This window comes from Geodermatophilus telluris (assembly GCF_900102745.1).
In the GTDB taxonomy this organism is placed as follows: Bacteria; Actinomycetota; Actinomycetes; order Mycobacteriales; family Geodermatophilaceae; genus Geodermatophilus; species Geodermatophilus telluris.
On record NZ_FMZF01000002.1, the window covers coordinates 673,957 to 687,696 of the forward strand.

General features: G+C 75.5%; 16 protein-coding genes. All 16 read right to left on the reverse strand.

The window, feature by feature from the left end:
- Positions 1 to 4: 4 nt before the first annotated feature.
- Positions 5 to 286 (reverse strand): flagellar FlbD family protein, encoded by a 282-nt coding sequence (locus BLQ97_RS08445; RefSeq protein ID WP_091365082.1) that lies wholly within the window; start codon positions 284 to 286, stop codon positions 5 to 7.
- A gap of 314 nt (positions 287 to 600) precedes the next feature.
- Positions 601 to 1,851 (reverse strand): flagellar hook protein FlgE, encoded by a 1,251-nt coding sequence (locus BLQ97_RS08450; protein ID WP_091365084.1) that lies wholly within the window; start codon positions 1,849 to 1,851, stop codon positions 601 to 603.
- Between the two features lie 48 nt (positions 1,852 to 1,899).
- The gene (locus BLQ97_RS08455; RefSeq protein WP_091365086.1) at positions 1,900 to 2,322 is read right to left on the reverse strand and encodes a flagellar hook assembly protein FlgD; all 423 of its coding nucleotides are present in this window, start codon (positions 2,320 to 2,322) and stop codon (positions 1,900 to 1,902) included.
- A gap of 12 nt (positions 2,323 to 2,334) precedes the next feature.
- The gene (locus tag BLQ97_RS08460; protein ID WP_091365088.1) at positions 2,335 to 3,696 is read right to left on the reverse strand and encodes a flagellar hook-length control protein FliK; all 1,362 of its coding nucleotides are present in this window, start codon (positions 3,694 to 3,696) and stop codon (positions 2,335 to 2,337) included.
- Positions 3,697 to 3,769: 73 nt separating this feature from the next.
- Positions 3,770 to 4,738, reverse strand: coding sequence for a transglycosylase SLT domain-containing protein (locus tag BLQ97_RS08465; RefSeq protein WP_091365089.1), 969 nt, complete (start codon positions 4,736 to 4,738; stop codon positions 3,770 to 3,772).
- Entirely contained in the window at positions 4,726 to 5,187 is a 462-nt protein-coding gene (locus tag BLQ97_RS08470; protein WP_091365091.1) for a flagellar FliJ family protein, read from the reverse strand. Before BLQ97_RS08470 ends, BLQ97_RS08465 begins: the two co-directional genes overlap by 13 nt.
- A gap of 1 nt (position 5,188) precedes the next feature.
- Positions 5,189 to 6,499, reverse strand: coding sequence for a FliI/YscN family ATPase (locus BLQ97_RS08475; RefSeq protein ID WP_091365093.1), 1,311 nt, complete (start codon positions 6,497 to 6,499; stop codon positions 5,189 to 5,191).
- On the reverse strand, positions 6,499 to 7,320 hold the full coding sequence (locus BLQ97_RS08480) for a FliH/SctL family protein (RefSeq protein ID WP_091365785.1): 822 nt from the start codon (positions 7,318 to 7,320) through the stop codon (positions 6,499 to 6,501). The genes BLQ97_RS08475 and BLQ97_RS08480 overlap by 1 nt, the downstream gene beginning before the upstream one ends.
- Entirely contained in the window at positions 7,304 to 8,383 is a 1,080-nt protein-coding gene (gene fliG / locus BLQ97_RS08485) for a flagellar motor switch protein FliG (protein WP_091365095.1), read from the reverse strand. The genes BLQ97_RS08480 and fliG overlap by 17 nt, the downstream gene beginning before the upstream one ends.
- Positions 8,380 to 9,981: a flagellar basal-body MS-ring/collar protein FliF gene (gene fliF, locus BLQ97_RS08490; protein ID WP_091365097.1), complete on the reverse strand. Its 1,602-nt coding sequence runs from the start codon at positions 9,979 to 9,981 to the stop codon at positions 8,380 to 8,382. The genes fliG and fliF overlap by 4 nt, the downstream gene beginning before the upstream one ends.
- Positions 9,981 to 10,331, reverse strand: a complete 351-nt coding sequence (fliE, locus tag BLQ97_RS08495; RefSeq protein ID WP_217637098.1) for a flagellar hook-basal body complex protein FliE — start codon at positions 10,329 to 10,331, stop codon at positions 9,981 to 9,983. Before fliE ends, fliF begins: the two co-directional genes overlap by 1 nt.
- Before the next feature lie 2 nt (positions 10,332 to 10,333).
- The gene (gene flgC, locus BLQ97_RS08500; protein ID WP_139173528.1) at positions 10,334 to 10,732 is read right to left on the reverse strand and encodes a flagellar basal body rod protein FlgC; all 399 of its coding nucleotides are present in this window, start codon (positions 10,730 to 10,732) and stop codon (positions 10,334 to 10,336) included.
- 1 nt (position 10,733) lies between these two features.
- Entirely contained in the window at positions 10,734 to 11,081 is a 348-nt protein-coding gene (locus BLQ97_RS08505) for a flagellar basal body rod protein FlgB (protein ID WP_091365099.1), read from the reverse strand.
- A gap of 406 nt (positions 11,082 to 11,487) precedes the next feature.
- The gene (locus BLQ97_RS08510) at positions 11,488 to 11,847 is read right to left on the reverse strand and encodes a hypothetical protein (RefSeq protein ID WP_139173530.1); all 360 of its coding nucleotides are present in this window, start codon (positions 11,845 to 11,847) and stop codon (positions 11,488 to 11,490) included.
- The gene (gene fliS, locus BLQ97_RS08515) at positions 11,844 to 12,227 is read right to left on the reverse strand and encodes a flagellar export chaperone FliS (protein ID WP_091365104.1); all 384 of its coding nucleotides are present in this window, start codon (positions 12,225 to 12,227) and stop codon (positions 11,844 to 11,846) included. Before fliS ends, BLQ97_RS08510 begins: the two co-directional genes overlap by 4 nt.
- Positions 12,228 to 12,279: 52 nt before the next feature.
- Positions 12,280 to 13,692 carry a flagellar filament capping protein FliD gene (gene fliD, locus BLQ97_RS08520; protein ID WP_091365105.1) on the reverse strand — a complete coding sequence of 471 codons (1,413 nt, stop codon included), beginning with the start codon at positions 13,690 to 13,692 and terminating at the stop codon, positions 12,280 to 12,282.
- Between the last annotated feature and the right edge of the window lie 48 nt (positions 13,693 to 13,740).

Genomic DNA, 13,740 nt, shown 5'->3' on the forward strand with positions numbered 1-13,740 from the left:
GGGCTCAGCGCTCCTCGCGGGCCGGGAACGGCACCACCGACGCGTTCGGGGCGTCGTCGCCGGACGTGGGGGTGCGGTAGGTGCCGCGGTCCATCGCGTAGGCGGTGGCGAGGATGCTCGCCCGGTACTCGCGGATCTCGTCGAGGACGTCCTCGACCGCCTCGGACACGATGTACTTGGTGCCGTCGACCAGGAAGAGCACGGTGTCGGGGTGCCCCTCGACCCGCTCGATGAGGTCGGGGTTGAGCGCGAAGTGCTCCCCGTTCAGGCGCGTCACTGGGATCACGGCGGGTCCTTGCTCGATCGGGGGTGGGGGCGACCGCGGGATCGCCGGTCGCAGAGACCATCGGCCCTGCGCGCGGGCTGCTTGAGCCGAACACCGGCCGCCGCGTCCCCCTGCGGGGTGACCCGGCACCGCATCCCCGCACGTCACACGCGCACCGGCGGCGACGGCGTCCGCGGGCCCGTCCCGTGCCTCCCGGGCGGGATCGGACCCGGGCAGCGCGGAACCGGCCCGCACAGCCGCCCGCCCCGCGACGCGACGCGGCCCGGCACCCGGGGTCGGGTGCCGGGCCGCCGGCGTGGGGGCAGAGAGGTCCTCTATCGCTTCAGGTTGACCAGGTCCTGCAGGATCTCGTCGGAGCTGGTGATCACGCGGCTGTTCGCCTGGAACCCGCGCTGGGCGACGATCAGGCCGGTGAACTCCTCGGCCAGGTCGACGTTGGACATCTCCAGCGCGCCGGCGGTCAGCGAGCCGCGCCCGCCGCTGCCGGCCTCGCCGATGACGGCCTGCCCGGAGTTGTCGCCCACCCGGTAGCTGGTGTTGCCGGCCTTGGACAGGCCGCTGGGGTTGGCGAAGGTGGCCAGCGCCAGCTTGCCGATGGGCTCGCGGACGCTGTTGGAGTAGACGCCGACGATCGTGCCGTCGTTGGACAGCGAGATCGACTGCAGCGTGCCCATGGCGTTGCCGTCGACGTCGTCGGGCGTCAGCGCGGTCTTGCCGCCGAACTGGCGCAGCGTCGAGAGGTCGATGTCGGGACTGGCCACCAGGCCGGTGGCCGGGTCGCGCCAGCTGGGCGCCATGGCGGCCGACGGGGAGAACGCGAAGGAGCCGAGGGAGGGCACCCCGGTGGCCGGGTCGAAGGTGATCGAGGCCGTCGACGGCGTCGTCGCCAGGGGGGCGCCGGTCTCGTCGCTGACCGCCAGCGACCACTCGTTGGGCGTGCCGGTCTTGGTGAAGGCCAGGGTGATCTGGTGCGCGCCGCCCAGCGAGTCGTACATCGTCATCTGGGTCTGCGCCTGGGCGCCGGCGGCGGCGTCCTTGGACAGGTTGCCGGTCAGCGTGCCGCGGGTGCTCGGCTCGGGCGCCATCACCTGGCCGAACGGGATGGTCAGCGGGCCGATGGAGCCGTTCGCGGAGACCACGCCGTCCTGCGCCATCCAGCCCATCAGCTGGGCGCCGTCGGGGGTGACCAGGTTGCCGACGCCGTCGTAGTCGAAGGACCCGGCCCGGGTGAACAGCGTCTCGTTGCCCTGGCTGGTCACGAAGAAGCCGTCGCCGCTGATCATGAAGTCGGTCGAGCGGCCGGTGTTCTGGGTGGAGCCCTGGCCGAAGTTGGTCGTGATGCCGGCGACCTTGACGCCGAGGCCGACCTGCGCGGGGTTGGTGCCGCCGGTCTGCGCGGTCGGCGACGAGCCGTTCCGGATGACCTGGGACAGGGTGTCCTCGAAGACGGTCTGGGACGACTTGAAGCCGACCGTGTTGACGTTGGCGATGTTGTTGCCGGTGACGTCGAGCTTGGTCTGGTGGGCGCGCAGGCCGGAGATGGCCGAGAACATCGAGCGGAGCACGGGGGAGGTCCTCTCAGGAGGGGGAGCGGGGTCGGGGAGCGGCCGGGGCTAGCCGGGCAGCGAGATCTCGGTCAGCCGGCCGAGGGGCACCTCGGCGCCGCTGACGACGGCGGTGGGCTCGTCGCCGCCGAAGCGGACGGAGGAGACCGAGCCGGTCTGCGTCGTCCCGTCCTCGGCGGTCCAGCTGACGGTGTGGCCGACCAGCGCGCCGGCGGACAGCGAGCGCTGCAGGGCGAGCAGCGAGGCGTTCTGCGACGCGATCTCCTCGAGCTTCTCGACCTGGGTGAACGTCGCCGTCTGCGACATGAACTCGGTCGTGCTCGTGGGGTTGCCGGGGTCCTGGTACTTCATCTGGGCGACCAGCAGCTGCAGGAACGTGTCCTTGCCCATCTGGTCGCTGCGCTGCAGCGAGGTCGTGGCGGTGGGCGTCACCGCCGGGGTGCTGCCGGCGCCGGGCACGGGCGTGGTCATCGTCGGCTCCTCTCAGACCCGGACGTCGAGCGCGGTCGACGCGGGGTGGGGTGCGGCGGCGGCCGGTCGGCCCCCGTCGGGGTCGGCGCCGCGCAGCCACGGGCGCGTCCGGTCGTCGGCGGGGCCGCGGCCGCCGGAGCGGTCGCCGGCCTGCTGCTGGGCCTGCTGCCAGCCGGCCTGGGCCTGGGACGACGACGAGCCGGCCGGGTCGCGGTCGACCTGCAGCCGCGAGCAGGTCAGGCCCGAGCTCTCCAGGTCGCGGCGCAGGTCGGGCAGCGCGTCGAGCAGGGCGGCGCGGCCGTGCTCGGAGGCGCCGCGCAGCGACAGGTCGAGCGTGCCGCCGGTGACGGTCACCCGGACCTCGACCTCGCCGAGCGTCTCGGGGGTGAGCACCAGCGTCATGGTGTGCGTGCCGTCGGGACCCGAGGCGAGGGTGGCGACGGCGGGCGCGACCTGGGCGGCGACCGGCTGCGCGGGCGTGGCGACCGGTGCCGGGGCGGCGGGTGCCGCCACGGCCGGGGCCGGCGCCGGGGCCGGGGCGGCCGTGGGCGACGTCGTGGCCGCGGGCACGGACTCGCCGGGGCGGTCCTGCGGCGGGCCGCCGGTACCGGCCTGCCCGCCGTCGGTGGCCGGCGCGGCCGGGACCGCGAGGGCGGGCAGGGGGCCGGGCGCGGACGGCGCGTCGGCGGGCGCGGCGCCGGCCGGGGCGGACGGTGCCGGAGCCGGGGCGGCCGGGACGACGACGAGGCCCTCCGGCAGCGCCGGCGTCCCAGCGGGCACCGGGGTCGCGGCCGGGACGGCCGGCGCGGCGGGGTCGGGCGCCGGCGCGGGCGGCGCGGGCGGCGTCGCCGCGGGGGCGCCGGCCGGGGTCGCCTCGACGCGGGACCGCAGCCCGACGGCGACGCCGGGGACCGGGACCAGACCGGCGGCGACGGCACCGTGGGCCGCGTCCGCGCCGGGGGCGACCGCGCCGGCGGCAGGGGTGCCGGGGGTCGCGGTCCCGGGGCCGCCGGCCGACGCCGCGGCGGGGACCGCGGTGCCCAGCGCCAGCGCCAGCGCCCAGCCGGGCGGGAGGGCGCCGGGCACGGCGGGGGCGGTCTCCTCCTCGGCCGGCGCCGCGTCGTCGTCCCCGGCCGGCCCGGCGTCCCCGGCCCGGTCCGCCCGCTCGGGTCGCTCGGGTCGGTCGGGTCGGTCGGGTCGGTCGGGCCGGTCCTCGCGGCCGCGGGCGCGGCCGGGACGGGCGTCGACGGAGGTGCGGTCGGCGACGGCGCTGTCGAGGGCGGAGGTGAAGCCGGCCGACGGTCCGCCGTCGGCGGCCGGGGCCGGCGCCGGGACGGCGGCCGGCAGGGCGGCCGAGAGGGCGGGTGCGGTCATCGGGTCTCCTCGCTGGTGCCCGCCGGCGGCGGGCCCGACGGTGCGGTGCGGGTGCGGTGGTCCGCGGGGCCGGTCACGACCAGGCCGCCGCGGCGCTGGTGACCCGGCGGACGTAGGACTGGGTCTCCCCGTAGGGCGGGATGCCGCCGTAGCGGCTGACCGTGCCCGGGCCGGCGTTGTAGGCGGCCAGCGCGAGGTCGGTGGAGCCGAAGCGGTCGGTGAGCTGGCGCAGGTAGCGGGCCGCGCCGTCGACCGAGGACGCCGGGTCGGTGGCGTCGACGCCCAGGCCGCGGGCCGTCGCGGGCATGAACTGCATGAGCCCGGTGGCCCCCGCCGACGAGACCGCCGAGGGGTCGAAGCCGGACTCGACCTTCGCCACCGCGGCCAGCAGCGCCGGGTCGACGCCGTGCCGGGCGCCGGCGGCGGTGAACAGGTCGGCGTAGGGGACGCCGGCCAGGCCCGCGCCCGCCGTCGCCGCGGTGGCCGGCGCCGCGGCGGAGGACGCGGGCAGCACGCGGCGGATGAGCGTGGGGGTGCCGACGTCCTGCACCTTCACCGTCTCGCCCTGCTGCGGCGCGGCGATCATCTTCCCGTCGCCCACGTAGATGCCGACGTGGTCGATGCCCGGACGCGACGGCGAGTTGTCGAAGAACACCAGGTCGCCGGGGCGGGCCTCGGCCAGGCTCGCGACCGGGGTGCCGGCGGTGGCCTGCTGGCTGCTGGTGCGCGGCAGGTCGATGCCGAGGTTGCCGTAGACCAGCTGCACGAGGCCGGAGCAGTCCAGGCCGACCGCGGGGTCGGTGCCGCCCCAGGCGTAGGGCACGCCCAGGTACCTCGACGCCTCGGCCACCACCCGCGCCTCCGGCCCGCTGCCGGCCGCCGCTGCGGGGGCGGCGGTCGTCGCGGCGGTGCCGCTCAGCCCGGCGGCCGCGGCCGCGCTCGACCACGCGGCCGACGTCGACGTCGACGAGGCCGAGGCGAAGGTGAGGATCCGGTTCTGGATCTCGGCGATGCGGCTGTGCACCGCGGTCAGCCCGTCCACGGCTCCTCCTCTCCGTTCCCGCCCGTCCGGACGGCGTGCCGGCGGGTGACCAGATCGTCGACCGCGCGCTCCTCGGCCGAGGCCTCGGCGGCCCGCAGCGCCAGGAGGTGCCGCTCGCGCAGCTTCTCCAGCGCGCGGGTCTCCTGGGCCGCTGCCGTCCACCGGGCCCGCAGGAGCCCGGCGTGCTCGGCCGAGGCCTGCGCCGTCGCCCGTGCAGCTCTCACATCGGCAGCCGCGGCGGCCGACGACACCATCGCGGCGAGGAAGACGTGCGCGGGTGCCGACGCGGGGGGCACCCGGGCGGCGAGCGCGGCGGCCTGCTCGTCGGCGCGGCGCTCGGCCTCCCGCGCGGCGGCCGCCGCCTCGGCCGCGGCCCGCTCGGCCGCCTGCTCGGCGGCGCGGCGGACCTTCAGCACCGGCTCCAGGCGGAAGGCGGCCGGCCGGCCCACCTCAGCCCGCCGTCACGAGCCGGTGCAGCATCGACCAGGCGTCGTCGGGGGAGGTGCTGTCCTCCAGCGCCTGGCGCAGGAAGGCGTCGATGGCGGGGGAGAGCACGCGGGCGCGGTCGACCAACGGGTCGCTGCCGGGCTGGTAGGCGCCGATCTCGACCAGCTCCCGGACGTCGCGCAGCGCGCCCATGAGCCGGCGCATCTCGCGGGAGTCGGCCATCCGCGCGGGCGTGGTGACCGCGCCGGCGACGCGGGAGATCGACTCGAGCACGTCGACGGCGGGGAAGTGCCCGGCGGTGGCCAGCTTGCGGGTGAGCACCACGTGCCCGTCGAGGATGGAGCGGGCGGTGTCGGCGATCGGCTCGTTGTGGTCGTCGCCCTCGACGAGCACGGTGTAGAGCCCGGTGATCGACCCGGTGGCGCCCGGCCCGGCCTTCTCCAGCAGCTTGGGCATCATCGCGAAGACGCTCGGCGGGTAGCCGCGGGTGGCCGGGGGCTCGCCGGCGGACAGGCCCACCTCGCGCTGGGCCATGGCGGTGCGCGTGATCGAGTCCATGAGCAGCAGCACGTCGCGGCCCTGGTCGCGGAACCCCTCGGCGATGCGGGTGGCCACGAAGGCCGCCTTGAGGCGCACCAGCGGCGGCTCGTCGGAGGTGGCGACGACGACGACGGTGCGCGCCATGCCCTCGGGGCCGAGGTTCTCCTCGAGGAACTCCTTGACCTCGCGGCCGCGCTCGCCGATCAGCCCGATGACCCGGACGTCGGCCTCGGTGCCGCGGGTGATCTGCGCCAGCAGCGTCGACTTCCCGACGCCGGAGCCGGCGAAGATGCCCAGCCGCTGGCCCTTGCCCACCGGCACCAGGGTGTCCAGCGCGCGGACGCCCACCGGCAGCGGCTCCTCCACCCGGCGGCGGGACAGCGCGTGCGGCGTCTCGCTGGCCAGGTCCACCCAGTCGACCCCGGCGCCGAGCGGGCCCTGCCCGTCGACCGGCCGGCCGAGGCCGTCGAGCACGCGGCCGAGCAGCGCCTCGCCGACCGGCACCTGCAGCGGCATGCCGGTGTTGCGCACCGGCGCGCCGGCGTGCACGCCGCCGAGCTCGCCCAGCGGCATGCAGGTGAGCCGGTCGCGGGCGACGGCGACGACCTCGGCCACGAGCGAGCGCGGGCCGGGGTCGACCTCGACGAGGTCACCGACGGCGGCGACGACGCCCTCGACGGTGAGCGTGAGGCCCATGGCGCCGACGACGGAGCCGGTGAGCTCCGGGCGGGCGGCGCGGCGGGCCCGGGCCAGGACGGCGGCGGCGGCGGACATCAGGACGGGCCCCCGCCCGACAGCACCGTCCGCACCCGCGCCAGCGCCGTCGACAGCTGCGCGTCGACCCGGCGGGGACCGCACTCGGCGACCGCGCCGGCCCGCTCGACGGCGTCGTCCCCGAGCACCGTGACCGACGGCGGCAGGGCGGCCAGGGCGTGCGCCGGGACCTCGGCGAGGTCGTCGGGGTGCAGCCGGACCACCGCGGGGGCGTCGGTGGGCACCAGGGTCAGCGCGCGGCGCACCGCGTCGAGGCCGGCGGTGGTGGCGGTCGACAGCTCCCGGCCGAGCAGGTCCTCGACCAGCGTCACCGCGCCGTCGAGGAGGGTGTCGCGGACGTCGTCGGCCGTGGGCACCGTGGCGGCCTCGAGCGCGGCGACGGCGGCGCCGAGCGCGGCGGTGGCGGAGGCCATCCGCCGCTCCCAGCGGGCCTGCACCTCGGCGAGGCGGGCCGCGGCCTCGGCCTCGGCCTGGGCGACCACGCGGCCGGCCTCGGCCAGGCCCTCCGCGTACCCGGCGCCGTGGCCCTCGGCGTGCGCGAACTCGCGCAGCCGGGCCAGCTCCTCGGCGTAGACGTCGCCGAGGCGCAGCACGCCGCGGCCGTTGGGCACCGGGACGTCGGCGGCGCGCCGGCTCCCGACCCGCCGCTCGACGACCACCTCGGGCGCGGTGGCGACCACGGGGGAGGCGGGCTCCACGGGCGGCGGGACGGGCACCGGCCGCGGCCGCGGCGGCACCGTCGTCCCGGGCACCGAGCGGTAGGGGGCCGCCGCGCTGGCCGAGGCCCCGCGCAGCAGTGCGGACTCACGCGACGAACTCATCGTCCCCACCGCGCGAGATGGTCAGCACGCCCTGCTCCTCGAGGGTGCGGATGACGGCGACGACCTTGCCCTGGGCCTCCTCGACCGTGCGGGCACGGACCGGGCCGAGCAGCTCGATCTCCTCGGCGAGATTCTCGGCGGCGCGCTCGGAGAGGTTGCGGACCACCTTGTCCCGGACGTCGGGGCGCACCCCCTTGAGCGCGGTCGCCAGGTCGTTGGACTGCACCTCGCGCAGCACCAGCTGCATCGAGCGGTCGTCGATCGTGGTGATGTCCTCGAAGACGAACATCTGCGCGCGCACCTGCTCGGCCAGCTCCGGGTCGGAGGTGTCGAGCCACTCGAGGATCGAGCGCTCGGTCGGCCGCGGCGAGCGGTTGATGATCTCGACGAGGGTCTCCACGCCGCCGACGGTGGACATGTCCTGGTGGGCGAGCAGCGAGCCCATCCGCCGGCCCAGCTCCTCCTCCACCAGGCGGACCATCTCCGGGGTGGTGCGGTCCATGGTGGCGATCCGGTGGGCCACCTCGGCCTGCTGCTCGGGTGCGAAGCCCGAGAGCACCTCGGCGGACTGGGCGGCGGTCAGGTGGGCCAGCACCAGGGCGATGACCTGCGGGTGCTCGTCCTTGAGGAAGGTGACCAGCTGCCGGACGTCGACGTTGCGCAGCGAGGCGAAGGGGACCTCGGTGTAGACGACGTTGAGCCGGGCCAGGATGCCCTCGGCCTTGTCCTCGCCCAGGCCCGCGGCGAGGATCTCGCGGGCGAAGTCGACGCCGCCCCGGCCGACGAAGCGCTGGGCGTTCATCAGCTGGTGGAACTCGGTGAGCACGCCGTCGACGTCCTCGGGCTCGATCGACCCGAGCTTCATGATCTCGCGGGTGATCGCCTCGACCTCGCGGGGGCGCAGCATCGACAGCAGGGCGCCGGCCTCCTCCTTGTTCATCTGGGCGAGGAAGACGGCGGCCTTGCGCAGGCCGGGCAGCTCGGGACGCGGCGGCTTGGGGGGCAGCGCGGGCAGGTTGGTCCCGCCCGCACCCACCAGCTGCTCGACGGAGGCGAGCGTCATCGCACGTCACTCAGCCAGCCGCGCAGCATCTGCGCCACCTCGTCCGGACGTTCGCTGACCATGGTCGCGATCTCCCCCCGCACCCGTTGCCGCTCCGCGGCCTCCAGCTCCAGCGCCCGGTTGTCCAGGACGGCGGTGTCGTCCCGTGCGCTGGCCACCCGCAGCCGCTCGAGCTCGGCCATGACGCCCTCGTCCAGCTCGAGCGGGTAGTCCTCCTCGTCCTCCTCGTCCTCGCCGCGGCGGCGCGAGCGCAGCCACACGACGAGGACCAGCAGGACGATGCCGAGGGCGATGGCCCCGGTCTTGATCAGCGACCACATCTGGGCCTGCTGCTCGGCCTCCCGTGCCGCGGTCATCTCCGCGGCCGCCGCGTCGGCGGCGCTGGTGTCGAAGGCCAGCGAGGCGAGGCTGATGTCGTCGCCGCGTGCGGCGTCGAGGCCGACGGCGTTGCCGACGAGGTCCTCGATCTGCGCCTGGTCGAGGCTGCCGGCCACGGTGTCGTTGAGCACGACGGCCACGGTCAGCCGGTTGACCTCGCCGGGGGCGCCGACGGTGTTGGTGACGGTCTGGTCGACGGAGTTGTTCGCCGTCGAGGACTCGGTCTCGTAGTTCGCCTGGCCGGTGCCGGTGGTGCCGTCGGCGGCGTCGGCGGTGTTCTCCGGGCCGAGAACGCCGCCGACCGCGGTGCCGTCGCCGGTGTAGGTCTCCCGGGAGGTCTGCTCCGAGACCGGCGGGGTGCCGTTCGTGTAGCCGTAGGTCGTCGCGGTGCTGTCGCGCTGGGACATGTCCAGGTCGGCGCGCACCGAGACGCGGGCGTTGCCCGGGCCGAGGAAGGTGTCGAGGATCGACTGGGCGTTGGCCGCCAGCCGGGTCTCGTAGTCGGTCTCCATCTGCGAGCGGGCGTCGCCGGACGCCGACGTCACGCCCTGGCCGGCCGCCGAGAGCAGCTGGCCGGTCGAGTCGCTGACCGTCACCTGCTCGGGGTCCATCCCCTCGACGCTGGAGGAGACCAGGTTGGTGATCGACTGGACCTGCTCACCGGCCAGCTCCGTGCCCGGCGTGAGGTCGAGCAGCACCGACGCGGTGGGCTCGCCCTCGTCGGTGGCGAACACCTCGTCCTCGGGCAGCGCCACGTGCACCACCGCCGTCGAGACCCCGTCCAGGGCCTCGAGGGTGTTGGCCAGCTCGCCCTCGATGGCGCGCTGGTACTGCACCTGCTGCTGGAACTCGCTGGTGGTGATGCCCTGCTCGTCGAGCAGCGCGTAGCCGGTGTCGGAGCCGGCGGGCAGGCCCTTGCCGCTCATCTGCAGCCGCAGGTCGTAGACCTGGTCGTTGGCCACCATGATCGTCTGGCCGCCGTCGGCCAGCTCGTAGGCGACGCCGGAGGCGTTGAGCTCGTCGACGATCGCCGAGGCGTCGGTCGAGGCGAGGTTGGAGAACAGCGGCGCCATCGTGGGCGTCGTGATCCACCGGTAGAAGAAGAAGCCGCCGAGGGCCAGCCCGACGACCAGCAGGCCGATGACGACCTTCTGGCCCAGGCTGATCGTGGCGAGGGTGCTCTTCAGCTTCCCCAGCGGACCGGCCAGTGCGGCAGGCATCAGATCGGCATCCTCATGATCTCGGTGAAGGCCTCGACCGCCTTGTTCTTGAGGGTCACGACGACCTCGGTGGCCACGGAGGCCTCCTGGGCGGCGATCATGTAGTCGTGCACGTCGCGCAGGTCGCCGGTGGCGCCCTGGACGGCGAGGGTGTCCTTGGCCGACTGCAGGCTGCCGAGCTGGTCGAGCGCGCCGGTCAGCGCCGCGGCGAAGCCCTCGCCGGAGCCGGCCGCCGGGGCCGCCGCCGCGGTGCCGGCGACGTCGGCGACGCCGGCCATCGCGCCGATGCCGCCGATGCCGCCGACGGTGGGGAAGCTGGGCAGCGAGACGCCGCCGATCGGAGAGGTCACGGTCAGCCCTTCCCGAGCTGCAGGGCGGCCTGGTAGGCGTCGGTCGCCCGCTCCATGGACGCGATGTTGGCCTGGTAGCCGCGCTGGGCCATGATCAGCTGGGTCATCTGCTCCCCCAGGTCGATGTCGGGGTAGCGCACGTAGCCCTCGCTGTCGGCCAGCGGGTGGTCGGGCTCGTGGACCAGCCGGCCCTCGCCGCTGCCGAACTCGGCGCGGGCGACGCGCACCCCGCCCTCGCCGGAGCCGTAGTCGACGGCCTGGGCGACGACCATGCGCTCCTTGAAGGCCTCGCCGTCGGTCGAGCTGACCGTGTTGATGTTGGCGATGTTGTCGGAGACGGCGTCCATCCAGCGGCGGTGCACCGAGAGGGCGGAGCCGGAGATGTCGAGGCTGTCGAACACGTCATGCCGTCCGGAGGGCCGTGCGCAGACCGCTGTACTTGCCGTCGAGCGCGGAGAGGGCGAACTGGTAGCGCAGGCCGGTCTCGGTCGCGATGACCGTCTCGGCGTCGAGGTTGACGTTGTTGCCGTCCTCGCGGGTCGGCTCGAGCGAGCGGGCCATCGAGCCGCCGGAGACGGTCGGGGTGCGGCCCTGGTGCAGCTGGGTGCGCAGCGAGGACTCGAAGTCCGTGCGGCCGGCGAGGAAGCCCGGCGTCTGGACGTTGGCGATGTTGTCCGCGGTGACCCGGGAGCGCTGGGCGAGGCCGCTGAGGGCCGCGTGCAGCGTCGTCATGGTGACGTCGCTGATCATCGGGCGGACCGCCGGTGGGCAGGACGGCAGGACACGAGGGCCTCCGGGTACGTCGGGACACCCCTCGCGCGTGCGCGCAGGAGGGGAGGGGCCGCCGATCCGTGGCGAGAGTGGTGCTGTCCGTGCGGGGTCGTCATCGGCACCCGCGTCCCGGTGGTTGACCGCCGTCCGCCACATGGGTGACGGGGGTTCCGCCCGGGACCGGTGTGACGCGCGGGGTCTGCCGACCGCGCCGGGCGGTGCCCGGCCTCAGCCCGCACCGCGAGGTCGGGCACCACGGCGCGCGGCCGGGTCGACGTCCCCGGCGCCGGCCGGCCGCTGCCCCGGGGGCGGGAGGACCCGCGGACGACGACGGCCGGGCCGCCACGCGTGTGGCGACCCGGCCGGAGGTCGGGGGAGGGGAGGGCTAGAGGGCGCGGTCGACGAAGGCGGCGACCGGGCGGGGGCGGTAGGCCATCCGGGCGGCGAGGTCGCGCTGGCGCTGCGACTGGGTGATCCGCTCGACGAGCTCCTCGGCGACGGCGAGCTGGTGCTGCAGCAGCCGGGCGGCCCGCTCGCGCAGGTCCATCGGCAGGGGGCCCAGGGCGCTGGGCGGCACCCAGTCCTCCATGCGCCGGCCCCAGGCGGCGATCTCCTCGGCGCGGTTGCCCCGGATGGAGCGCTCCGCGTCGATGACCTCGCCCTCCATCTCCTCGAGGACGAGGGTCCACTCGGCGCGGCGCTCGTCCTCCGGCGCGCCGGGGGAGACGCGCTGCAGGGCGGTCATGCGGTGGCCGCCAGGCTCGCGGCCGCCTGCCGCCACGCGTCGCGCAGCGGCTCGACCACCTGCAGGCAGGACCCGACGCGGTTGCGGTCCTGCTTCAGCGAGGCCTGGGTGATCTCGGCGAGCAGCCAGTTGTAGAGCGCGGCGAGGCGGGGACCGCCCTCCCACGCCTCGACCCGCAGGCTGCCCAGCAGCTCGAAGACGATGTCCTGCGCGTGCCGCAGCTCGGGCTCGGCGTCGGCCGGCCGGCCCTGGCCGAGGGCGAGCTGGGCGCGCTCGAGGTCGAGGGCGAGGCGGTCGTACAGCATGACCAGCACCTGCTGCGGCGAGGCGGTGGTCACGGCGTCGCCGAGGTAACGGGCGCGGAGGGACGCGGCACTCATCGAGCTGACTCCTGGGGAAGCGGTGGTACGGACAGGATCGGCCGGTCGGGCGTCAGCTTGAGCTGGGGAGCGAGGCGAGCTGGCCGGCCAGCCAGCTCGACTGGGACTTCAGGGAGCTCAGCGCCGTCTCCATGGCGGTGAACTGGCGGGTGAGCGTGTCCCTGCGCACCTTCAGCCGGGTGTCCCAGTCGGCGATGCGGTCCTTGATGTCCGCGGCCAGGGTGTCGCGGCCCTTGGCCAGGCTGGTCAGCGTCCCGGTCGTGGTGTCGGAGGCCTGTTTGGCCAGCGTCTGCACGCGCTGGGCGAGGCCCTCGACCGCGGTGGTGCCGGCGACGGTGTCCGCGGGCCTGCCGCCCAGCAGGGCCTGCACCTTCGCCGGCTCCTCCTCGAGGGCGGCGAGGAGGGTCTCCTTCTTGAAGGCGATCGTGCCGTCCTTGTTGAGCTGGATGCCCAGGGTGACGGCGGAGGAGGTGCCGATGCGGGTGCCGAACGCGCTCAGGATCGAGCCGGTGAGGCCGGTGAGGGTGCTGTCGCCCTTGAGGACGGCGGTGCTGCCCGGGGCCGAGGAGCTCTGCGCCTTGATCTCCTTGAGCGCCGCGTTGGCGGCGTCCACGAAGGCCTGCACCTTGGCGGCGACGCCCTCGGAGTCGCTGGCCACCCGCACGGTGGTGGTCGCGGTCGGGTCGACCTTCGACACGGTGACCGAGACGCCCGAGAGCAGCTCGGCGAAGGTGTTGGTGGCCGAGGTGGCGGTCAGGCCGTTGCTGAGCCGCAGCTCGGCGTCGCGGCCCGGCGGCTCGGCGACGAAGGCGCTGCCCGCGGTCTCGGTGGTCTCGTTCCCGCCGCGCAGCCAGAACTGCGACGCCGCGCCGGTGGTCGTGCTGGTCACCTGGAGCCGGACCTGGCCCGGGGCCAGCTGGACCACCGTGGCACGCAGGCCGTACTCGCCCTCGTTGATGGCGGCGGCGACGTCGGCGAGGGTGGGCGGGTTCTTGTCCGGCAGGGGGATCTCGGCGACCAGCGCGCCGTCGGCACTCCCGTCGGGCTTGCGGATCTGCAGCGGCCAGCCGGGGTCGCTGCCGCCGGCGCTGGGGGTGCGGACGTCGGTGGCGGCCGAGCTCCACACCAGGTTGCTGGTGACGGTGTGCGCGCTGGACAGCGCGACCACCGAGAAGCTCAGGGCGCTGCCGTTGACCGCCGAGGACGTGGCGCTGGCGGTGACGTCGGCACTGCTGCTGGTGGCCGTCCGCGCGGCGGCGAGGTTCGTCGCAGTGAGCGCCTCGGCCGCGCTGCGCAGGGACTCCATCCGGCTGTTGACCGTGCGGTAGGCGGTGGCGGCGGCGGTGGTGGCGCTCAGCCGGGTCTTCAGCGCCGTCTGCGGCGCGGCCTCGGCCGAGACCAGCTGGTTGATCAGCGTCGTGGTGTCCAGCCCGGACACGAGGCCGTCGACGGCCATCCCTGCCATGTCGGCTCCTCCTGTGTCGGGCGGGTGCGGATGTGGGTGAGGGGGGAG

What these genes read in the sequence shown, in the direction of transcription:
- fliS (WP_091365104.1), bottom strand. Translation starts at nt 12,227, where the DNA reads ATGAGTGCCGCGTCCCTCCGCGCCCGTTACCTCGGCGACGCCGTGACC.
- fliF (WP_091365097.1), bottom strand. Translation starts at nt 9,981, where the DNA reads ATGCCTGCCGCACTGGCCGGTCCGCTGGGGAAGCTGAAGAGCACCCTC.
- fliD (WP_091365105.1), bottom strand. Translation starts at nt 13,692, where the DNA reads ATGGCAGGGATGGCCGTCGACGGCCTCGTGTCCGGGCTGGACACCACG.
- BLQ97_RS08510 (WP_139173530.1), bottom strand. Translation starts at nt 11,847, where the DNA reads ATGACCGCCCTGCAGCGCGTCTCCCCCGGCGCGCCGGAGGACGAGCGC.
- BLQ97_RS08475 (WP_091365093.1), bottom strand. Translation starts at nt 6,499, where the DNA reads ATGTCCGCCGCCGCCGCCGTCCTGGCCCGGGCCCGCCGCGCCGCCCGC.
- BLQ97_RS08480 (WP_091365785.1), bottom strand. Translation starts at nt 7,320, where the DNA reads ATGAGTTCGTCGCGTGAGTCCGCACTGCTGCGCGGGGCCTCGGCCAGC.
- BLQ97_RS08505 (WP_091365099.1), bottom strand. Translation starts at nt 11,081, where the DNA reads ATGATCAGCGACGTCACCATGACGACGCTGCACGCGGCCCTCAGCGGC.
- BLQ97_RS08460 (WP_091365088.1), bottom strand. Translation starts at nt 3,696, where the DNA reads ATGACCGCACCCGCCCTCTCGGCCGCCCTGCCGGCCGCCGTCCCGGCG.
- fliG (WP_091365095.1), bottom strand. Translation starts at nt 8,383, where the DNA reads ATGACGCTCGCCTCCGTCGAGCAGCTGGTGGGTGCGGGCGGGACCAAC.
- BLQ97_RS08455 (WP_091365086.1), bottom strand. Translation starts at nt 2,322, where the DNA reads ATGACCACGCCCGTGCCCGGCGCCGGCAGCACCCCGGCGGTGACGCCC.